Annotated in this window: 20 protein-coding genes and 2 pseudogenes; 9 read left to right on the top strand and 13 right to left on the bottom strand. The window is 57.2% G+C overall.

What is annotated here, in order from left to right:
• Nucleotides 1-1305, bottom strand: a complete 1305-nt coding sequence (locus JCM15764_RS07205) for a TRAP transporter large permease (RefSeq protein ID WP_054694064.1) — start codon at nt 1303-1305, stop codon at nt 1-3.
• On the bottom strand, nt 1302-1784 hold the full coding sequence (locus tag JCM15764_RS07200) for a TRAP transporter small permease (protein ID WP_054694354.1): 483 nt from the start codon (nt 1782-1784) through the stop codon (nt 1302-1304). The genes JCM15764_RS07205 and JCM15764_RS07200 overlap by 4 nt, the downstream gene beginning before the upstream one ends.
• A 53-nt stretch (nt 1785-1837) precedes the next feature.
• Between JCM15764_RS07200 and JCM15764_RS22315 the strand changes: the two genes are divergently transcribed.
• Nucleotides 1838-2014 carry a hypothetical protein gene (locus JCM15764_RS22315; protein ID WP_243688537.1) on the top strand — a complete coding sequence of 59 codons (177 nt, stop codon included), beginning with the start codon at nt 1838-1840 and terminating at the stop codon, nt 2012-2014.
• Here the strand turns inward: JCM15764_RS22315 and JCM15764_RS07195 are convergent.
• The 5 genes from JCM15764_RS07195 to JCM15764_RS22305 form a co-directional block, all read right to left on the bottom strand.
• Entirely contained in the window at nt 2007-2795 is a 789-nt protein-coding gene (locus tag JCM15764_RS07195) for a TRAP transporter substrate-binding protein (RefSeq protein ID WP_243688536.1), read from the bottom strand. The two genes, JCM15764_RS22315 and JCM15764_RS07195, sit on opposite strands and share 8 nt — an antisense overlap.
• A gap of 92 nt (nt 2796-2887) precedes the next feature.
• Nucleotides 2888-4183 (bottom strand): phenylacetate--CoA ligase, encoded by a 1296-nt coding sequence (locus tag JCM15764_RS07190; RefSeq protein WP_054694061.1) that lies wholly within the window; start codon nt 4181-4183, stop codon nt 2888-2890.
• 18 nt (nt 4184-4201) lie between these two features.
• Nucleotides 4202-4732, bottom strand: coding sequence for an indolepyruvate oxidoreductase subunit beta (locus tag JCM15764_RS07185; RefSeq protein WP_054694058.1), 531 nt, complete (start codon nt 4730-4732; stop codon nt 4202-4204).
• Nucleotides 4729-5814, bottom strand: a complete 1086-nt coding sequence (locus tag JCM15764_RS22310; protein ID WP_243688535.1) for a thiamine pyrophosphate-dependent enzyme — start codon at nt 5812-5814, stop codon at nt 4729-4731. Before JCM15764_RS22310 ends, JCM15764_RS07185 begins: the two co-directional genes overlap by 4 nt.
• 83 nt (nt 5815-5897) lie before the next feature.
• The gene (locus tag JCM15764_RS22305; protein ID WP_243688534.1) at nt 5898-6536 is read right to left on the bottom strand and encodes a hypothetical protein; all 639 of its coding nucleotides are present in this window, start codon (nt 6534-6536) and stop codon (nt 5898-5900) included.
• A 583-nt stretch (nt 6537-7119) separates the two neighbouring features.
• On the opposite strand from JCM15764_RS22305, the gene JCM15764_RS07170 reads away from it, so the two are divergent.
• Nucleotides 7120-7443: a phage holin family protein gene (locus tag JCM15764_RS07170; RefSeq protein ID WP_054694052.1), complete on the top strand. Its 324-nt coding sequence runs from the start codon at nt 7120-7122 to the stop codon at nt 7441-7443.
• A 20-nt stretch (nt 7444-7463) separates the two neighbouring features.
• Here JCM15764_RS07170 and JCM15764_RS07165 read toward each other — a convergent pair whose 3' ends face one another.
• Nucleotides 7464-8438, bottom strand: coding sequence for a DUF8692 domain-containing protein (locus JCM15764_RS07165; protein ID WP_243688533.1), 975 nt, complete (start codon nt 8436-8438; stop codon nt 7464-7466).
• A gap of 219 nt (nt 8439-8657) precedes the next feature.
• Here JCM15764_RS07165 and JCM15764_RS07160 point away from each other — a divergent pair, with 219 nt between their 5' ends.
• From JCM15764_RS07160 to JCM15764_RS07135, 7 genes and pseudogenes are all read left to right on the top strand, one after another.
• Entirely contained in the window at nt 8658-9020 is a 363-nt protein-coding gene (locus tag JCM15764_RS07160) for a response regulator (RefSeq protein WP_054694047.1), read from the top strand.
• A 100-nt stretch (nt 9021-9120) separates the two neighbouring features.
• Nucleotides 9121-9683, top strand: a pseudogene (locus tag JCM15764_RS22300) (LytS/YhcK type 5TM receptor domain-containing protein); the annotation flags it as partial.
• A 9-nt stretch (nt 9684-9692) separates the two neighbouring features.
• A complete protein-coding gene (locus JCM15764_RS07155) occupies nt 9693-10892 on the top strand; it encodes a histidine kinase (RefSeq protein ID WP_369412277.1) in 1200 nt (399 codons plus the stop codon).
• Nucleotides 10889-11644 (top strand): LytR/AlgR family response regulator transcription factor, encoded by a 756-nt coding sequence (locus tag JCM15764_RS07150; RefSeq protein WP_054694044.1) that lies wholly within the window; start codon nt 10889-10891, stop codon nt 11642-11644. Before JCM15764_RS07155 ends, JCM15764_RS07150 begins: the two co-directional genes overlap by 4 nt.
• A gap of 151 nt (nt 11645-11795) precedes the next feature.
• A pseudogene (locus JCM15764_RS07145) lies at nt 11796-13606 on the top strand (carbon starvation CstA family protein).
• A gap of 314 nt (nt 13607-13920) precedes the next feature.
• Nucleotides 13921-14907, top strand: coding sequence for a D-2-hydroxyacid dehydrogenase (locus JCM15764_RS07140; RefSeq protein WP_054694041.1), 987 nt, complete (start codon nt 13921-13923; stop codon nt 14905-14907).
• Nucleotides 14908-14999: 92 nt separating this feature from the next.
• Nucleotides 15000-15464 (top strand): hypothetical protein, encoded by a 465-nt coding sequence (locus JCM15764_RS07135; protein ID WP_054694039.1) that lies wholly within the window; start codon nt 15000-15002, stop codon nt 15462-15464.
• Nucleotides 15465-15479: 15 nt separating this feature from the next.
• Here JCM15764_RS07135 and JCM15764_RS07130 read toward each other — a convergent pair whose 3' ends face one another.
• Genes JCM15764_RS07130 through JCM15764_RS07110 form a run of 5 tightly spaced genes read right to left on the bottom strand, consistent with a single transcriptional unit; the run spans nt 15480 to nt 21169 of the window.
• On the bottom strand, nt 15480-16772 hold the full coding sequence (locus JCM15764_RS07130; protein ID WP_054694036.1) for a hypothetical protein: 1293 nt from the start codon (nt 16770-16772) through the stop codon (nt 15480-15482).
• Nucleotides 16735-17238 (bottom strand): OmpL47-type beta-barrel domain-containing protein, encoded by a 504-nt coding sequence (locus JCM15764_RS07125; RefSeq protein WP_439645267.1) that lies wholly within the window; start codon nt 17236-17238, stop codon nt 16735-16737. The genes JCM15764_RS07130 and JCM15764_RS07125 overlap by 38 nt, the downstream gene beginning before the upstream one ends.
• Nucleotides 17239-17293: 55 nt before the next feature.
• Nucleotides 17294-17830 carry an OmpL47-type beta-barrel domain-containing protein gene (locus JCM15764_RS07120; RefSeq protein ID WP_243688571.1) on the bottom strand — a complete coding sequence of 179 codons (537 nt, stop codon included), beginning with the start codon at nt 17828-17830 and terminating at the stop codon, nt 17294-17296.
• A complete protein-coding gene (locus tag JCM15764_RS07115; protein WP_243688529.1) occupies nt 17802-19505 on the bottom strand; it encodes a CARDB domain-containing protein in 1704 nt (567 codons plus the stop codon). Before JCM15764_RS07115 ends, JCM15764_RS07120 begins: the two co-directional genes overlap by 29 nt.
• Complete coding sequence (locus tag JCM15764_RS07110) at nt 19493-21169, bottom strand: hypothetical protein (protein WP_054694024.1); 1677 nt, start codon at nt 21167-21169, stop codon at nt 19493-19495. The genes JCM15764_RS07115 and JCM15764_RS07110 overlap by 13 nt, the downstream gene beginning before the upstream one ends.
• Nucleotides 21170-21313 lie beyond the last annotated feature (144 nt).

Here is a 21313-nt window from a genome sequence, read left to right as displayed (position 1 = left end):
CTATTTCACCAAGTCGGAGAGGACCAGCACCGTCCAGTAGGGGGAAACCATGAGAACGAACACGGAAAAGATATAGGAGGGCATGTAATAGAGCCCGCTGCGGAAGACCGTGCCCAGCGGGATGCCGGACATGCCCGATACCACATAGCAGCAGATACCGATGGGGGGCATGATGGAGCCCATGGTGGTAACGATGGTAATCACCTGGCCGAACCAGATGGGGTCGTAACCCAGTTGGGTGACCAGCGGGTAGAAAATGGGGAGCGAGACCAGGAGAAAGGCCAGGGCATCCATGATGCAGCCGCCGATGATGTAGCAGAGAAGAATGGTGCAGAGCACCATCCACTTGGGCAGGGCCAGCATGCCGATCCATTCGGCCGTTTCGGCCGGCAGCCGGGTGACAGTGAGAAATTTGGCAAAAATAAGCGCCCCGGCGACAATCATGAAGACCATGCAGGAGATGCGCAGGGTATCGACGAAGGCGCCACCCAGCTTTTTCCAGGTAAGCTTGCGGCGTACGGTGCAGATGACCAGGGCAAGGAAACAGCTGACGGCAGCCGCTTCGGTGGCGGTCACTACGCCGGTGAACAGGGCATACATGATGATGCCGAACAGCACCAGAATGTCGATGGCCTCGGGCAGCGACTCGAACCGCTCTTTCCATGAGCTTTTAGGACCGGCAGGACCCCACTCGGGATGAATCCGGCAGATCACCACCACCGTTGCCAGGATGAGGGTGGTGAGAATGGCGCTGGGAATGATGTTGCCGAAGAAGAGCTTGCCAATGGACTGGCCCGTATAGAGCCCGTAGACAACCAGGACGATACTGGGGGGGATGAGCACGCCCAGGGTCGCCCCGGCGGCAACGGAACCGGCATTGAGCAGCGGGTGATACTTGTATTCGTTCATGGCCGGAATGGCCACGGCGCTCATGGTTGCTGCCGTCGCGGTATTAGAGCCGCTAATGGCGGAAAAGGCGGCGGAGGCCATGATGGTGGTCATGGCCAACCCGCCGCGGTGATGGCCGAACCAGCGGTAGGTGGCGAAATAGAGGCCGTTGTTGTAGCCGGCATAGTGGACAATCTCACCCACCAGGATAAAGAGCGGGATCACCGTCAAACCGTAGTTGGAAAAGGTCGACCATAGCTCGCTGCCCAGCATGGAGCAGGCGGCATCGAAGGAAGTGGCCGCGGCAAAGCCGAAGAAACCCACCAGGAGCATGGTAAAGGCCGCAGGTATGCGCAGGAAAAAAAGCATGAGGAGCATGACGGCGATGCCGGTAACTCCCATCATCGGGCCGGTCATTCTTCTCCCTCCGCTTTTCGTAAAATTGCTCGGCTCATCTGGAGGAACAGGACCAGGGCCAGCAGGGCGAAGCCGGCCGACACCCCGTAGACGAAGGGGTAATATTTCAGCTGCAGGGTCTCCGACAGCTCGCCCGTCCCCCTCAGGTTTTCCGCCCATCGATAAACCTGCCAAGAAGCAATGGCGAACAGCACCGCTGCCAGTCCGTCGCTGACCGCATCCAGCAGCCGCCTGGCCAGCGGGGAAAACTTTGCGGTGAGGATATCGACCAAGATATGGTCCCGGCGCCGCTGGGTGTGGCCGAGGGCACCTGCCGTGACCAAAGCGCCCAGAAAGGAGACGATTTCGTAGGTCCCGGCGTAGGGGATGTGAAACAGGCGCATGCCCACGTTGCCGGTGGCCAGCAGCACCAGCAGGAGCAGTGCGGAGCCACCGACGATCATGAAAAAGCGGGATATGTAGCTGATCAATTGATCCATTGAAAACCTTGCGCCATAATAAAGTCCCCCTTTCATAAAGGGGGGAGTTGGAAATGTTACTTTTTCTTCCTGCCCTGTTTCTCGTACTTGGCCTTCAGAGCCTGGACGTCTGCTATGATCTGCCTGCCGTTCAGCCCTTGGCACTTACCTTCTTGATGTATGCTTCGGTCATGGGGGCCAGGAGTGCGGCAATCTGCTTCTGTTCCGGGACAGGCAGCTGGATTACCTGATGCTTGTATTCCTTTGCCGACCAGGCAGGGCCTCCTGCACGTGCCGGTCCACATATTCCCCGGTCCACAGCGCCTGCTCCCGGGAAAGATCGTCAATGACCTTTTTCACATCGGCAGGGAGGCTGTCCCACTTGGCTTTGTTCATGACCACGGCAAAGGAGACCACCGGCAGATTGGCAATGGTGGCATAGGGGGTGTAGGCGGCAAATTTGAAGTCCTGGAGTATCTCCAGGGAGGAGATCATCCCCTTGACTACCCCTTTCTGGATCGCCTCGGGTGTCTCCGACTGGGGCATGGCCACCGGGACCCCTCCCAGTCTCTTCAATACCTCGGAGCTGGTACCGGCTACGCGCAGCTCCATCCCCTTCAGGTCCTTGAGGGATTTGACCGGCTTGCTGGTCATAAAGTTGGTTGGCGGGCAGGTGAAGAGGGTGATGACCTTCACCTTGGCGAATTCCTTGGGCTGGTATTTCTGCACCAGGTCGAAGAGCACCTGGCTTGCCACCTTGGCCGAAGTGAAGCCGTGGTAGAGATCGAGGGCTTCGGAAACGGGGAAACGGCCCGGCTGATAGCTCATGGCGAAGTTACCGATGTCGGCAGTGCCGGAGGTGACCCCTTCCAGCATGTTTTTTGCGCCCAGGAGCGTGCCGCCGGGGAAGGTCTTGATCTTGACCTTGCCGCCGGTGCGTTTTTCCACCTCTTTGGCCCAGCGCTCCATCTGGACACTGGGGAAAGGTGGCGGCAGGGGGGAAGTTGGCGTAGTTAAGGGTGACGGCGGCATCGGCAATGCCTGCGATAATGAACAGCAATGATATGGCCAGTGCAAGACGTAATCTCATGATCCCTCCTTCATCTGCATTGAAATGGACAGGTTTATTCGAAGCGGCGATTGTCGAAGATGCGCTTGGTCTTTTTCTCCGAACGGGGGAGCGTCCCGTAATCCACCAGTTCCACGCTGCACGAGACCAGCAGCGTGTGCTTGATGCCGGAAACGATGCTCTTGATCACCTGGTTGTCGCCGGCGGCCTCACCGTTGCGGGCCCGTTCCACCCGTGCCAGCATGTAATCACGGCCGTCCCTGCCATGATCGAGGATGATCTGGTATTCACTGCCGATGCCCGGAACACGGGTCAGCACCTCATCCAGCTGGCCCGGATAAATGTTGACGCCGCGGAAAATGACCACGTCGTCGGAGCGGCCGAGGATCCGGTCGTGACGGGGAAGCGTACACCCGCAGGGGCAGTCACCCTCCAGGAGCCGGGTCAGGTCACGGGACCGGTAGCGGATCAGGGGAGCCCCTTCCTTGCCCAGGGTTGTAAAGACCATCTCCCCCACTTCGCCCGGGGCGACCGGTTCCATGGTCTCCGGGTTCAGCACTTCCAGGATATAGTAATCGGCCCAGTAATGGATGCCGTTACCGAAGCTGCAGGACAGCCCGGTGCCGGGGCCATAAAGTTCAGTCAGGCCGGTGATGTCGTATATTTCCTCGACGCCGAGAAACTCGTGCATGGTTTTCAGCATGGCGCTGGAACTGCGCTCCGCCCCCATGATGATCTTTTTCAGGTTCAGGCTATCCTTGAGGCCGAGCCGGTGCACCTCTTCGGCCAGGAGCAGCCCCATGGAAGCGGTACAGCAGAAAACCGTCGACTGGAGGTCCTGGAGAAAGCCGATCTGAATGTCCAGATTGCCGGGGCCGACCGGGATGCACATTGCGCCGAATTTCTCGCACGCCTGCTGAAAGCCGATGCCGGCGGTCCACAGGCCATAGCCGACGGCAATCTGCACCCGGTCTTCCCTGGTCAGTCCGGCCAGTTCGTAGCAGCGGGCAAACATCGCCTGCCAGTCATCAAGGTCCTTCTGGGTATAACAGAGGACTTTCCTCTTGCCGGTGGTGCCCGACGAAGCATGGATGCGGACGAGATCCTCGAAAGGTGCAGCACGCAAGGCAAAGGGATAGCCGGCGGCAAGGTCCTGGGCGGTGGTGAATGGAAGACGGCGCAGGTCGTCCAGCGACTTTATATCTTCCGGTTTTACTCCGGCCGATTCAAGGCTCTGGCGGTAGAATGGTGAATTGTCCCAGGCATGGCGCACCGTCCATTGCAGCCCGGAAAGCTGGTGGTCGGCCAGTTCAGCCGGTGTTCCGAACCTGGCGGGAAAACGTTTCAACATCTGTCTGTTACTCCTTCCTTAACTGCCTTGAAGCCCGGCGCGGAAGGCCGCCATTGCGCCTTCCAGCTGTTTCTTCTTTCCTGCAAGTTTTTGATGAATGGTCCTCTCCACTTCGGCTGGCGTGCAGAATATCCGATCAGGTTCAGCCAGAGCACGGCCGAGGACTATCAGGTTTACCGACTGTGGATTGCCCATGGCAAGGGCAACAGTATCCGCATCCATGGTGGCAAGGGGATGTTCCGTTTCCACCACGGCAAGTGAGGTTGCATTGGCAACAATCCAGCCGCCGTTATTGAGAAAATGGCGGTGCAGTGCTACCGTTTCAGCTTTTAGGGCAAGCAGGCCATCAGCCTGCCCCGGCATGACCAGGGGACTGGAAAAGTCGCCAACCTTCAGGTGAGAAATGACGATGCCGCCCCGCTGAGCCATGCCGTGCGTTTCGGAGGTGAGCACCGGCAGCCCCTTATGGATGGCTGTCTCTGCCAGAAGCCGGGTAATAAAGAGGATGCCCTGGCCGCCGACTCCGGAAATGATTAATTGTTGGTTCATGGCTTCTCCTCCCTGGTGATCGAGCGGGAGGGACACACGTCAAGACAGACCGCACACCCGCTGCAGATAAGGAGATCGACCTTGACCTTTTTCGTCGCCTCGTCAAAGACCAGTGCCGGGCACTCGAACTGGCTGGTGCAGAGCCGACAGCCGGTACAGGTTGCATCAACTTGAACCTGGCTGCGCTGCTGTTTCGGCCGATTTTTGTCCACCAGGCAAGGACTCTTGGCAATGACCACCGCCACGCTCTCTTTTCTGGCAAAGTCCACCGCCTCTTTCACCAGTCTGGTAAAGCCGGGGAGATCAAGGGGATCGCCGGTCCTGCAGAAGCGCACCCCGCAGCCCTCGACCACGGAGCTGATCTCCACCGGAACGCCTCCGGCAAGGGGCATGGCCGGTGTCGGCTGATTGCCGGTCATGGCGGTGGTGGAGTTGTCCAGGATTACCAGGACGAAGCGCGCGTTCTGACTCACCGCATCGATCAGCGGGGGTATCCCGGCATGGAAAAAGGTGGAATCGCCGATGGTCGCAACCACATCCCGCTCTTCTCCCGAAATACGGTAGGCATGATGGAATCCTGCCGCCTGGCTCACCGCCGCTCCCATGCACAGTACCGTATCCACACCACCCAGATTGGCCCCCAGGGTGTAGCAGCCGATATCACTCGGATAGATCCCTTTGGGAGCAGCCTTTTTAATGGCATAGAAGCTGGCCCGGTGCGGGCAACCGGGGCACAGCGTTGGCCGCCGGCCGCCACCTGCCGGAGCCTTGGGCACCGGGGGAACGGTAACGCCGGCAAAATCTGCAATGATCTTTTCTATCAACTCCGGAAGAAGCTCTCCCGCCTCGGGGACGACTCCGGACAGCTTGCCCCGCACCTTTGCACGGTCACGGAGCTGCATCTCGATGACACCTGTGGTCTCTTCCAGCACCATGATTTCATCGTAGTCCCGCAGAACCTCTTCAGTGAACCGGGTATGAAGCGGATAGGGCTGGAGCACCTGGAAAAAAGCAATTTCATCCAGAAGCCCAAGGTTGGTCATGATCTCTTTGGCATGCCCGGCAGCAGCCCCAGACGCCACAATGGCCTTCTTTGATCGTGTATGGGGATTGAGGCGGCGGGGCGCAGTCGGCCCATGGGCGGCAATGCGGGCGAGCTTGTCGTTCAGTTCAAGGTGGAGCCGGTAGCGGAAGTTTGGTGTGGCGGCCCATCGGATGGGTCTTTCCTGAAATCGGCCCGGCGCTCCAGCTTCTGCACCGGAGCAGGCTGAATGTCCTGGCAGGCATGGCAAACCCGGGTCGTCGGCCTGAGCATGACCGGCACCTGGAACGCTTCGGAAAGCTCATAACCCAGCGCCACCAGCTCCTGGCCTTGAGCCGGCGAATCCGGGTCCAGCACCGGAACCTTGGCCAGCATGGCCAAGAGGCGGCTGTCCTGCTCCGTCTGGGACGAATGGGGACCCGGATCGTCTGCGCTGATGACGATGAAGCCTCCGACTACCCCCAGGTAGGCAGCGCTCATGAAGGGATCGGAGGCAACATTGAGCCCCACCTGCTTCATGGCAACGGCTGTTCTCAGGCCGGACTGGCTGCCGGCATAGGCTATTTCAAGGGCCACCTTTTCATTGATCGCCCATTCCACATGCATGGCCGAGCCTTCGGCCTTCTGCCATGCCATCACCCCGGAGAGGATCTCAGAAGCCGGGGTTCCCGGATAGGAGGTGGCCACGGCGCAACCATTCTCTACAAGAGCACGGGCAATCGCCTCATTGCCCTGCATCAATCTGCGGCTATCATTACTCAAAAAATGCCTCCATCATATGCCCGAACACGGGCAGAAAATGCAGATTTTCTGTCCGGCGGGGTCATTTGTCAACACAAAATGAGGCAGCAAGTGCTTCACTACAACCGGCAGCCATCAGGGTGTCGCTCCCCCCTCGCAAAAAGGGCTTTTACAGCTATAGAGTCTTCAACCGTAATTGTGCAACTTTTGGCATTGCCGGAACAGCCCTCCTGCCAGCCGATAAATTGCGGGCCGTAATAGGGAACAGCCTTGAAGGTACGGATGTACCAGGGATGAAACTGACCGGAGAGGATGTGGGGCAGGAGATTCCGCCGCTATCACAGGTGATAATGCCTTCCGACCGGGAGGAGAAGATGATGACGGCTGCAATTATCAGCCGGAATGGAGGGGTTATAGCTTGCAATTCTTTCCGTTCCCTGCGTCAGGTTTCGAACCGGCACCCTTGGCAATGCCCGTTGCACAGCCCATATAAATACGCAGAAAACAAGAAAATCTCCAGCTTTTTCTTGGCGGGTCGTACTACTCACGCTACAATTGTTTTATGATTTTCGTCTGAAAACTCACCAGATGCATTGGAGGAAGCATGGGATTTCTCGTCACGTGGCTGGTTTCCGCCCTGGCTATTGCCGTAACCGCTTACCTGCTGCCCGGGGTGAAGCTTTCAGGATTTCTGGCAGCCATCATCACCGCCGGGGTTCTGGGTCTCATTAATGCGATCATCAAGCCGCTCTTATTTCTCCTTACTCTCCCCATCAACATCCTTACTCTCGGATTGTTCACCCTGGTCATCAATGCCGTGCTCATCATGCTGACCAGCGCCATTGTTCCCGGCTTTTCCGTGAGCGGCTTCTGGCAGGCGCTACTCTTCAGCCTGGTGTTGGTACTGGTCAACTATCTGCTCGGCTGATTTTCTGAGAGAGCTCCTTTTCAACCAGTTGCATCCACGGAATGCGCCGCTTGCCCCATCGCGGTGGAAGAGCAGTCTGCAATCGCACTAGTAGGCACCGAAAAAGTAGCAGCCGGCGGGATGGCGTCCATGGTCGGAACTTGCAGCCGGTTTATGGCAAAACGCGTTACACCGTATAGAATGACGCTTGCACCTGCCATTTCAAAGAACTCTTCCAGCGCAACTTCAAGTGCATACAACAGCGGAGTGGCGCCATTGCGCAGAAATGCGTAGCTGACGATTTCCAATCCGACCGCACCCAGACACATGATGCCGAAGCCGGACATGATTATGGCCGTTTCCCGCCGGAAAAACTTGAACATGGAGAGCAGATGCCGGTAGCTGGACAGCAGCAATATTGTGCCGACAACAGCATATATGGAAATCCACGCGCCATGGCTATTGACCTGGGGCATGGCCGCAGCAGCATGTTTAACCAAGCCTCGTAGCCTTTCGTGTATCATTCCCGCTTCATCTGCGGAAAGAAATATGAAACATGCGCCAATTAGCGTCAGGAAGAAAGCAGAGGGCGGACGGGATGCAGCTGGCGCCCGTCCGGCAAGCAAGAAGACGGCGCCTGTCAGGAAAAGCTGCATTGAAGAAAACCATGCCGGTATGCATGCTTCTCCATCCAGGTCAAAAAGAACATGGATTGAGTAAGATGGCTTACCCATCACATAATCGGCAACGAAGATGACGGCGAGGATAATCTCAACAGCAAAAAGTGAGAAAAGCAGCTTTCTGGCGTCCTGGAGCGAACAACGAAATTGCAGCATAGGCCCCCCATTTTTTCCAATTTGCTCCAGGCTAATACAAATTTTGTGCCCGCGCGTAATGGTTGATTTTTCGATACAACAGTGCCGGTAATGACCAAAAGAGCCCAGATTTTCGTCGGATTTTTTTACAATGGTTAAACATCCCGACATTTTTCTTTCTCCTTTACAGTTAGTGACCATCCGGAAACTCCGCTGAGACACTAACAGTTTCCGATTTGGAAACGAGGGATTTTCGTACTGGCAAGGAAATCAATGGATTGCGCGGAGGCGTACATGAGTACGCCGCACAAGCTATCCCGCAGATTGACACCACCAGGGCGAAAAAAGAACCGTTTCCGGACGGAAACCAGCTAAAGATTCCGCTTACCGCCCCGATAAGTGTTGCATAAGGAGCCTGCCATGCCAAAAACTGCTCTCGTTGTCGATGATGCCGCCGTGGTCAGGCAATTGTGTGCCTTGACCCTGAGAAGGATCGGCTACAATGTAATCGAAGGGATCAATGGAAAGGACGCCCTGGCTAAAACGGAAGGGATCAATCTGGACATTGTTATCACCGACCTGAACATGCCGGAGATGGATGGGATCGAACTGGTAAAGCAGCTCCGGCAACGCAAGGAATCGAAATTTGTTCCCATCCTCGTCCTTTCCACCGTATCCCAGGAAGCCAAGGTCAACGAAGGCAAGGCGGCCGGAGCCAGCGGCTGGATATTCAAACCTTTCGATGCCAACAAGCTGCTGGAGACGGTGCGAAAATTCCAGTAACGGCTACCCCTGCCCGAGATTCCCCATAACCCGCCAACTATTACACTCCCCTCAGGCAGTTCCAGGTCCTGCATAATAAACCTTGACGAAACGTGTCAAGATGGGCGATGACTGGAATTGCCCATATTCCTGCCGACGCCGTTTGCGGGGAATCAATGCTCAACCTCATCATTCATCTTCTGGAAAGCTCGGCATCTTCGCCATCGCCTTCATCCTCATCATGCGCTTCGATGTGTTCAAGAGGCTCCTGGTTGGACGCGCGAGCCGCTATGAACGCCTTTCCCTGTCGCTTGTCTTCGGCCTCTTCGGCATTGCCGGCACCTACCTGGGGGTGCCGGTACAAAACGCCATCGCCAATTCCCGGGTCGTGGGCGTCGTCCTCGGCGGCATCCTGGGGGGGCCGCTGGTGGGCTTGTCGGCCGGGATCATCGCCGGCGCCCATCGCTATCTCATAGAAATGAACGGTTTTACCGCGACGCATGCGGCATAGCCACCATTGCCGAAGGTATTGCCGGGGGGTTCCTCTACCACCGGATCAGGCGGAACCGTTACGATCCCGCCGCCGCTTTCGCCACCGGCATTGTGGTCGAGACGCTGCAGATGGCCATCATCCTGCTCGTGGCCAAGCCATTTCCTGCAGCACTTGCCCTGGTGCAGACCATCGCCTTGCCGATGATTCTCGTCAACGCCCTGGGGCTTGCCCTCTTCGTCGAACTGGTGGCATCCCTTTTCCGGGAGCAGGAACGCTTTGCCGCCTTTCAGGCCCAAGTCGCCCTCGATATCGCCCTCCGCACGCTCCCCTTCCTGCGCGGCGGGCTCACCGCCGCCTCCACGACCCAGGCGGCCCGCATCATCCTGGAGATGACCGACCTGGACGCGGTGGCTTTTACCGATCAGGCCACTATCCTGGCCCACGCCGGTGTGGGTGAAGATCACCACCGGCCGGGAATGGCACTCATGACCGATGCCACCAGGGAGGCCCTCGCCTCCGGCCGTATCGCCGCTCCACTGACGAGGGGCGAAATCGGCTGCACCGCCGAGGGGTGCCGGCTGGGCTCGGCCATCATCGTTCCCCTCAGGCGGGAGGAAGGGGTGGTTGGCGCTCTCAAGCTTTACCGGATCAAAGAAAACGGCATTACCCCACTGGATATGGAACTGGCCCACGGGCTTGCCCATCTCTTTTCCAGCCAGTTGGAACTGTCCCAACTGGACGAGCAGAAGAAGCTGGTCAGGGAAGCGGAGATACGCGCCCTCCAGGCCCAGATCCACCCCCACTTTCTCTTCAATGCCATCAACACCGTCAAGAGCTTCATCAGGACCGATCCCTCCACCGCTTCGGAGCTTCTCATCAAGCTGGCCGAATTCCTGCGGCGCAACATCAGCCCGGCAGGGGGACTCGTCACCCTTGCCGCCGAACTGGAACATTGCCGGGCGTACCTGGCCATCGAAATGGCCCGTTTCGGCGATCGGGTGCGGATCGCCTACCGCATCGAGGAAGGTGCCCTGGACTGCCTTCTTCCGCCGCTCACCCTGCAGCCGCTGGTGGAGAATGCCCTGCGCCACGGCATCCTGACCCGCGAGGAGGGGGGTGAAGTAACGGTGGCCGCCCGGCGCGTCGGAGATGTGGTGGCTATCCAGGTTCAGGATAACGGCGTCGGCATCACGCCGGAAAAGATGGCCGGGCTCTTCACGGAAAAAGAGGCCGATTCGGACGAAGGGGTAGGCATCGCCCTGCAGAATGTGAATGGGCGCCTGGTTGCGTTTTTCGGCAAGGAACACCTCCTCCGCATCGAAAGCGCACCTGCCCGGGGTACCACCGTATCCTTCACCGTGCCCGCCGGCAGCACCGAAAGGAAAGGATCAGACCAATGACCATCAAAGCCTTCATTGTCGATGATGAGACACCGGCCCGGGAGGAACTCCGCTACCTCCTGCAGCAAATGGAAGGGGTTGTCGTGGTCGGTGAAGCGGGTAGCGGCAGCACCGCTCTGGCCGGAATCCGGGAAACGAACCCGGAACTGCTTTTCCTTGACATTCACATGCCCGGCATCAGCGGCATCGAACTGGCGCAGCTCCTTGCCGAGCTTCCCACCCACCCCCTGGTGATTTTCGCCACTGCCTTCGAAAATTATGCCTGCGAGGCATTCGAGGTGGAGGCGGTCGATTACCTGTTGAAGCCCTTCACCCTGGAGCGGGTGGCCAAGGCCGTCTCCAAGGCGGCCCGGCTAATGGGGAGCAAACCCGCGCCGGGTGATGTAACCCCGGCAGCCGGCGATGGACACGAAGGCTGTACCGGAAAGCTTCCCCTCTACCAGGGAGAGCGGATCATCCCCACCTCACCCGAACGGATAGTCTTTGCCCAGGCGGAGGAAGGCGCCGTCCACGTCCATACGGCAACCGACCGCTATCGGAGCCGGTCCACCCTCACTGAACTGGAGAGCAAACTCGCCCGTCACGGCTTCGTCCGGGTTCACCGCAGCTTCCTGGTCAACACCAATCATGTTCTGGAGGCAATCCCCTGGTTCAACGGCAGTTTCAGGCTGACCATGGACGACCGGAACCGGACCGAGATCATGGTGAGCCGCTATCATGCCAAGGATCTGAAAAGATCCCTGGATCTCTGATTACCTGACCCTAACTGCCATTCATGGCCGAAAATCGACCATTCATCCCTCCCATTCAACCATTCACCGTTTTCCTTTTTTTCTCCTGTCCGGCCGGGGTTATTCTGGGTACAAACCGACCATATCGGGAGTCTCCCCAGGAGGTGGATCCATGAATGCGTTAACCCTGATTTTCACGTCCCTCTGTGTCTTTGCCATCGGCTACCGCTTTTACGGGCTGTTTATCGCCAGGCGGGTCATGGCGTTGAACGACGACCGGCCGACCCCGGCAGTGACCCTTGCCGACGGCCACGACTACGTCAAGACTGACAAGTATGTCCTTTTCGGCCACCACTTCGCCGCCATCGCCGCGGCAGGACCACTGCTCGGGCCGGTTCTGGCAGCCCAGTTCGGCTTCCTCCCCGGTGCCCTCTGGATCATTATCGGCGCCGTTGTCGCCGGTGCGGTTCACGACTCCATCGTCCTCTTCGCCTCGATACGCCACAAGGGGAAGAGCCTATCGGCCATCGCCGGGGCCGAAATCGGCAACGTCGCCGGTAAAGTCGCCTCCATCGCCATTCTCTTCATCCTGATCCTCACCCTGGCAGGGCTCTCCATAGCGGTCGTCAATGCCATGTTCGCCAGTCCCTGGGGCACGTTCACCGTCTTCTGCACCATCCCCATCGCCATGGTCATGGGCATCTACATGCACAACATCAGCCCGGCGACGTCAAGGGGGCGAGCGTCATCGGCGTGCTGCTCCTACTCCTGTCAGTACTGGCCGGCCCCTACGTGGCGGCAAACCCCACCTTGGCCTCCTTGTTCACCTTTTCCAAGAAAGAGATCGCCTCATCATCCCCATCTACGGCTTTTTTGCTCGGTACTGCCGGTCTGGTTCCTGCTCGTCCCCCGCGACTACCTTTCCACCTATCTGAAAATCGGGACCATCGTCTTGCTGGCCCTGGGCATCGTCGCCGTCCATCCCCAGCTGCAGATGCCCGCCATCACCCAGTTTGCAGGCGGCGGCGGACCGGTCATCCCCGGCGCGGTGTTTCCCTTTATCTTCATCACCATTGCCTGCGGCGCCCTTTCAGGATTCCACGCCATCATCGGCACCGGCACCACGCCGAAGATGATCGCCCGGGAACGTGACGTCCTCTTCGTCGGCTATGGCGCCATGCTCACCGAAGGTTTCGTGGCGATCATGGCCCTGATTGCCGCCTGCACCTTGGTACCGGCCGACTATTTCGCCATCAATTCCGCCCCCAAAGCATTCGAGGCCCTGGGTATGACAACCGTAAACCTCCCCGAACTGGCACGTGAGGTGGGCGAGCAGGTGCAGGGCCGTCCCGGCGGGGCCGTCTCCCTGGCAGTGGGCATGGCTACATCTTCTCCTCCATCCCCTTCATGAAAGGCCTCATGGCCTACTGGTATCACTTCGCCATCATGTTCGAAGCGGTGTTCATCCTCTCCGCAGTCGATGCCGGTACCCGGGTCGGCCGTTACCTGCTCCAGGAGATGCTGGCCAAGGTCTATCCCCGTTTCACCGACAATACCTGGACGCCGGGGGTCATCGTCACCAGCCTCATCTTCACCTCGGCCTGGGGCTACCTGGTCTATACGGGCGACATCACCACCATCTGGCCGCTCTTCGGCATGAGCAACCAGCTGCTGGCCACCTGCGCACTCATTGTCGGCGCCACCATGCTCATCAGGCTCGGCAGGGCGCGTTACGCCTGGGTGGCCGTGGTGCCTGGTATTTTAATGATCCCCATCACCATGAGCGCCGGCTATCTGAACATTACCCGCAACTTCCTCCCCAAGGCTGATGCTCCTGGCCGTTCTCTCGGTTATCCTCATGATCCTCATGTCCATCGTCTTCATCTCGGCCTTCCTGCGCTGGTACAAACTCCTCCAGGTCAAGGAACGGGTGGTCGATGCCAACGGCGATTCGGTGGTGGAAAACGTCGAGATCCCCGATGATCGGTATGCCCTGCCTGCTGCCCAGGAATGAGATTTGTGGTACACTCTCGAAACTTGGTTCTTCAGACATTTCCGGGGAAGGCAGTCGTGGCATCGGGAGTGAGCGACGAGCTGCAGCGGTGAGCGGACACCCGCCTCATGTCGAATGGAGGAGATCCGCTACTTCAAGCATCGTGTTTCGTTACGCGGGCGGCACCGCAAGGTCCGCAGCTGTGGCGACAGAGTGAACGGCCGATGTCGCGGCTGCCTTTTATTTCCAAGGAAGCCCGGATGAATCGGAATTATTCCATAACCAGTAAGGAAGGAACCGCCCCATGAGCAAGCCACCGGCCATCGTCATCCTAGACGGCTATACCATCAACCCCGGAGACAACCCTTGGGATGCCGTCGAGGCGCTCGGCAGTTGTACCATTTACGACCGGACCCCTCCAGAACTCAAAGTGGAACGGGCCAGGGATGCGGAAATCATCCTCACCAGCAAGGTGAAACTGGATGCCGCCACCCTGGCCCAACTCCCCAACCTGCGCTACATTTCGCTCCTGGCCACCGGCTATAACAACGTGGACGTGGCAGAAGCGGGACGGCGCGGCATCCCGGTAGCCAATGTCCCCGCCTACTCCACCGAGTCCGTTGCCCAGACCGCCTTTGCCCTGCTCCTGGAGCTGACCAACCGGGTCGGGCTGCACGACACAGCGGTCAAGGAAGGGGAATGGGTCCGCTGCCCGGATCATTCCTTCTGGAAGACGTCGATCCTGGAGTTGGACGGCCTGACACTCGGCATTGTCGGTTTCGGCGCCATCGGCCAGGCTGTGGCCAGAATCGGCGCCGCCTTCGGCATGCGCATCGTCGCCTACAATCCCCGCCCCAAGGACCCCGGCCCGCTACCGGTCCGCTTTCTCCCCCTTGAGAAACTCTTCGCCGTTGCCGACGTGGTCTCCCTCAACTGCCCACAAACCGAGGAAAACACGAGCTTCGTCAATACCGCCCTCCTGTCGGTCATGAAACCAGGCGCTTTCCTGATCAATGTATCCCGAGGTGGGCTAGTCAACGAAACCGATCTGGCAGAGGCCCTCAAAACAGGCCGTATTGCCGGTGCCGGGCTGGATGTGGTCGCCCACGAACCGATGCTGGCCGATAACCCACTCCTCGCCGCCCCGAACTGCATCTTCACCCCCCATCTGGCCTGGGCCTCCCTCGCCGCCAGGCGCAGGCTGACCGCCATCGTCGCCGAAAACATCCGCTCTTTCCTGGCCGGCGCACCGGTGAACATCGTCAACGGTGCGCACCTGAGGCACCCTTGATCTTCCCTTGACAAATCGTGCGGTTGGAGCTATTTCATCGATTGCATAAAACAATGTTTTTATACAGCAACCGATGCAGAAAGAGGAATCCCATGCGCGACTTCAACGATGCCGACCGTCAAAAGAAAAAGGGCAGGATAAACCTGCCCGAAAACCCCGATAATCTCTCACAAGAAGCCCTCCAAGATCTGGAGACAGCAGTCAGGGGCGCTGCCAGGGACGGCTACGTTCCCTGTCCGTCAGCCTGGAGGATCGCTGCCGATGCCGGCATTTCCCGCCTGGCCGTCGGCGCCATGATCGACAGGCTCGGCCTCCGCATCACCGACTGCCAGCTCGGCTGTTTCAAGGTGAGCAAGACCGCCCATACCGGCACGGTAAAGGAACCATTCACCGAAGAAATCGCCCGCCGGGTCGCAGCCCTCGGTGAAAAGGGAGAGTTCACCTGTACCGCCGCCGCTGCCCTCGCCCGGGAGCTCAAGGTCAAACCGATGGCCGTCGCCGAAGCGGCCAATGTCCAGAAATATAAAATCAAGCAGTGCCAGTTGGGGTGCTTTTAGGCACCCCCTGGCGGCTCAGTCCAACTTCACTACATCACAAGACTTGTCACGGCTGCCGTCAGCCTCCCTGCGGTCGTCTTCCTCCTCGTCTTTATCATCACCTTCTATTTCCTTTGGATGCCCATCCTGCAGCAGATACCACTTCCGCTGCCAAATCTTCATGAGTTCATCCAACTTCACTCGCAACTCCTTTGGTTCCTCAGTCAGTTCTGCCACCTCTTCCGCAGCGTCGAGAATTCTCTCCAGATTGTCCTCTGCTTGATCCCGATCTACAGCCCCTTGAAGAACCTTATAAAGCTCGGACAGGGCCTTATCCACACGCTTCCGGTCCTTTTTCTCCTTCACGGGGAGTACCAACAGGTCGTTGATAACCGACTGCAGCAGACCGGCGGAATCATGCTCCAGCGTAAAGGTCTTTTCGCTACGGCCATAGAAGCGGTAAGCGCCGTAATTGGCGTACCTGACCACGGTGCGGGTCGTGTACTCCCCCTTGGTGTCGGGGAGGTTGAGGTAGTAGCCGAGGTTGAACCTTTCCGAGCCCCCCAGATATTGCCGCCAGGTAATGATGCCCTCCACAGGATTTACGGGCGGAGTGATGGTATCGACAGTGGCGGATGCCGGTATTGTTTCCTCCACCTCGATGCCGAAAGGCTCGGTCGAGTTACCTGTCTGGATAGTAACGGGGACACTGCAGAGGGGGCGCAGGTAATGTTCCTGTGGCTTGAGCAGATGCAAAGCCTTGCCGAGAAGGTCCGCTGCCTTTGAACTATCGGGGGAATGGGCAAGGTTGAAGGTCATTAGCAATGCTTTTCCCCTGCCGTACTCGTTATGGATGATGGCCGGCAATCGGCCGTGTTTATCGGCGACCGTCCCAAGGACTTTCGCAGTACCTGAAGTAATGGTCGTCACTGCCGTTTTACCCGCAGTCTCTAGGGTACGTGGCGCCCCCAGCAGGCCTTCCTGGATGTCGACCATCAGGTCGCGGCTCGTTGACTTTCCGGTGAATTTGACGCCGAAGATGTCACTCAGATTGTCATCGCTCTCCGGGCGAGTCTTGATAAAGAGCAAGCCGTCCCCGTAGTACAAGGCTTCGCGTACCTCCGCCCCGGCCTCTTTCTTTCCCTCGTCAGTCAACAGATAAATGTTATATCTGCCCGAGCGACGGGCCAGTTGAAAATCTTCCTCATCCCTGGCGCGGTAATAGGAAACCTTGATGGAATCAAGCAGCGCGACGAGCCTGTCGGCCTCCTGGTGTTCCCCGTGCTCCTCATCATCTGTCGTGGTCCTTTCCGGAGAAGAAGAGGACAACCGGGTCGGTGGCTATCCCTTTTTGGGTCTCGAAAGAGACCAACCTGACGGTGATGGTCTGTTGAGGCTCCGCATTCTCCACATTGTCTACAGCTCCGTAAGTTATGGTATGGGAGCCTGCCTTGAGGCCAGCCAAAGTGAACGGACCATTATAGAGCTGCCACTGGTCTTCGTCGAACCTGTACCAGATCTCCTTGACGCCGGAGAGAGCGTCCGCGGCAGTCAAAGTAAACGCGGTAACCGGAGACACGGTATTGACGACCCCCTGCACCAGCGGATCAGAGCCTTCGATGGTGGTAGTGGGCATGCTTTCGTCCAAGATCAGGGAGAGCTGTTTCAGCGTTTCCATGTTGCCGAGGTTGTCGGTTGAACGGTAGGCTATGGTATGGCGCCCTTCGGCATAAACCGCCAAGGTGAATGGCTCGCTGAAAACAACAAAGGGTGCGCCGTCGATACTGTATTCGATGTTTTTACGCCGCTGGCGTTGTCGGCGGCGGTGATGGTGATCGCGGTTTTGTCGCTCACATAAAAATCACCCGATGCCGTGTATTGCGGATTGCTACATTGACCGCCGCGACAGGCGAAGTACCGTCAACGATAACGTGCAGGACCTTTTCGGGCTCCCTGTTACCGACTGTGTCAGTGCTCCTGTAGGCGATGACATGGCTCCCTTCCATGGGGATGACAAAGGGCGTGTAGTCGAGCCATGCCCCGCCGTCGATGCGATACTCGGTCTTTTGCACCCCTGCAGCGTCATCCGTTGCGGAGAGAGTAACGGGTGTGCTTCCCTGGATGTAGAGGGTCCCGTCCGCACCAATGTACTGCGGCAAGCCGACTGTTATCGCCGTCACCGGCGGCCTGTTGTCATAGGTAACATTCCTGGTCACGGTTGCAACATTGCCGACCAGGTCCGTGGCCGTAATGGTAATGACGTTTGGCCCGGTTTTCAGTGCAATGGCATGATTGAAACTGCCATCTGCCTGCACCGCAACAGTCTCACTATTGATGGAAAGAGTTTGTACACCAGTTTCATCGGTAACGGTGCCAGTAACCTTCAGGGTTTCGCTGCCAGTATAGGAGCCGTCGCTCGGGGTGGTGATCTGTAGTGACGGCGGAGTGGTATCGACAATGACAGTAAAAGAGGCCTTGACCGGAGTGCTGACATTTCCCCGCCCGGTCGGTACCGCGGAACCTGACCGTGTGGAGGCCCTGATCACGAGGAACAGGAGCCCAAAGGGCACCGTATTTCCCTTTCGCCGGGTCGACAGGAGGCAGAAGCTGCCATGGGCCGTTGTCAATGGCGTATTCTGCCTTATCTATACCTGAAGCATCATCGGACAGTAACGCGGTGAAAGCCACATCCTTGGTGTAGGTCGCACCTTCTACCGGTGCCAGGATTGTTGCCACAGGGGGCAAGATGTCCTTGATCGTGACGGGGATTGAAGCGATTGTCCTGCCGCCTTGCAGATCAAGATACTGAAGGCGTATAAGATACTTTTTGCTTGAGAGTCCCGCAGATGGAAACTCCACTGCACCAGAAATAGTGGCCTCTATAGGGATAGTAACTGCCCGCTCCATGGATTCCACAACGGTCAGGGTCTCCGGATCGATCAAGGAGACAACTGCCGTGCCGGTTGTACCTACGTTGCCACTGTTGGCAACCATGTAAACGGCATTTATCTTTCCACCAATGGACACCACAGGCAGGTCGGCTGTTAATGAACCATTCACAGAGATGTGCGGAAGGATCGAGAAACTGGTGGAGGCAGTTGTTACCAAGCGGTCACCGGAGTAAATATCTACTATGGCATTATACAGGCCTGGAGTTGTGAGTTTGGTATTCCACGCATATTGGAAACTCCCCGTTGCGCCCGGAATGACGTTGACAGCAGTCTGCTCTCCGGAAAAATTCAGGGAATTGTCCTGGCCGACAATGCGCACTCGGGCCGAAAGCAGCGGCACCATGTAATTGACACCGCTGTTTTTAAAGGCCACGGAGATGCCAACGTTCTGCTGTGGGTCGTACTTCTGCTTATCCGTAGTGATAGCGGCGTCAATCCTTATGTCCGGAATGATTTGGAATGGCGTCCGACTTTCAACAACCGCACCATCGGTGCCGGTGAATGCAGCGTGCAGTTGATAGGCCCCTGCAAAGGTAGCACCGGTGTTCCAGTTACTGTTGTAATCCGTCACCACCCCATAGGGAACAGTGACTGTAGCTTGATCAACCTGCCCAACCACATGCCCGTCTCCATCTTCGATGGTTATTGAAAGACTGCCGGTGGCTGGCCCGCCGCTGTTTTGAATATCAACGCGGGCTAAAAGATTTTGATTAGTGCCATATTGGGCAGCATCCAGCGAAGCGAGCAGGCTTACCCCCTCACGGTCAGTGACGAAAAAATCTTTCGTGACGACATTGTTGGATTCAACATACTCTTTGATGCTGTTCTCTGGATCTACCACCACGATCAGTGAATTAGTGCCTGTTGCCAGGCCTCCGGTTATGGTCGTGTCTATTTCGACCGAACTCAGCGGTGCCAGGTGGGGCACAATCTCAGTCTTGAGGAGACGAAGGCTTCCCGCAGCATCCCAGAGGTATACCGCAACAGGCACGTCATCAACCTGAATCTGACTGAAATTGGTAACAAAAGCTGCGGCAACCACATCTTCGTCCGGTCTGGGTACTGCCGGGATAATGGTAATGTCGCCGTCAGCAATCCCTACATCAGGCAAATAAACCGGATCCAGAAAAATAGAAACCGCTTCGGAAGGCAAGCTCGCCGTTCCTGATTCATCCACGCTATTGCCGTAACGGAATTATTTCCCGGCTCAAGAGCCACCCCTGCAACACTAAATGACCCTGCCGGTGTAATCGAATAGGCAGCATCCTGCGTCGTGCACAGAAGACTCCCCGATGAAAGCCACGAAAGAGACTTGATGGGGGCTGGGTACTCCCGCACCAGCCTTTGATTTCCATTCAGATCTACCATCCAGATGGGGTTCGGCTTATCGATCCGGTTTTCTGCCAGGGCTATCTGCTTGCTATCAGGGGACCATGCAGGAAACAACTTGTTCGTACCGGATGCAGTCAATTGCTGAATGGCCCGAGTATCCACACCGTACATCATCAGGTCACTCATACCATTCATGTATGCCAGGCGGCTGCTGTCCGGGCTCCAACTTAAGGACCAACAATCGGTATCCATTATCGTCTGCTCAGTGACGCCAGTGGCCACATCCTTTACAAACAATGGACAACTGCCGTCAGCAGGGTATTCATAAAAGGCTATCTTTCTGTTGTCAGGAGAGATGCCGATGTAATCAGGGTAATTGCCCTCTGAAAAAAGAGTGATCTCTCCCGTCTCAATGTTCTTGATCCACAAGGAGCCCAATCCGTCGCGGTCCGAATCGAACGCGACCCGTTTCCCGTCACGAAACCAGACAGCACTGTACTCCCACACGTTTGCATCATTGTTGAATGGTATCGTCGTACCTGTTTTCAGGTCATATAACGCGAGATTGACCAGATTGTTGGAAAGCCGATATTCGAAGAGTATTTTGCTGCCATCAGGTGAAATAGCAGGAGGGTACCACCCTGGCGTTCCTCCATCGGATGGCGTAGCAACAGGAGCAGCTTCCTTCGTTGCCAGGTTTTTCAACCACAAGGTAGTTTCCTTGTAATATGCCAGCCACTTCTTATCAGGCGTAAACACGGGATAAAAGGCCCCCAGGGGCAGTTCCATCAAAATTTCTGTGTCTGCGGCGGCCGCCATGGCACTTCCTGCCAAAAGGCCATCTCTGTACAAGTCGACGCGGGCTCCATGTTCAGCCATGCCGGCAATATCGGTCAGCGGTGCGATAACGTTTATGGGAACGCCTGGCACTGTCGGGTATGAGAGAGTCGGTCGATTTGGCAAGGCTGAGTTGGAGAGCGATGCAGAGGCCTCATTGGAAAAAACGCTCTCATTACCTAGAGGATCCAGAGCCGTAACCACATAATAGTAGTTTATCCCAACCACGACTCCGGTATCCTGGAAAGACAGCCCGTTTACCGGCACGTTCGAAAGTTTCGAATATGGGCCGCCTGGCGTAAGGCTCCTGAAGACAGAATATCTGGTTGTTCCATCGGCAGGAGAATCCCAGCCGAGTTCAATCACTTTCCCCGCTGACGCAGGAGCGGCGCGGAGATTTTTCGGCGGGGCAATTTGCACCGCTACTGTCGCAGCTGCTTCTGTAGATGGTGTACTTTCATTACCCACAAGATCGACGGCTGCAATTTTGTAAGTGTAAGTACCGTTAGGTAATGGTTGGTCAACAAAGGGAGTGCCTGAGACCAGGGTTGCCGTCAACTTCATCCACCCATCGGCTGCCTTACGGTAGACATTGTAACCAGCCATGTCAGGTTCATCGTTATTGACCCAGGTAAGTGAAATTGCAGGCCCAGATGCAGACGCACTAAGTCCCTGAGCTGCGCCGGTGGGATTACATCTCCTACTTCAACTTTTATTTCATCTGAAAATTACTCTCAAACCCCAGATAAT

This window comes from Geotalea toluenoxydans JCM 15764 (assembly GCF_001311985.1).
Lineage (GTDB): Bacteria > Desulfobacterota > Desulfuromonadia > Geobacterales > Geobacteraceae > Geotalea > Geotalea toluenoxydans.
The sequence above is the reverse complement of the archived record's forward strand: the minus strand, read 5'-3'. Positions and strand labels throughout refer to the sequence as shown.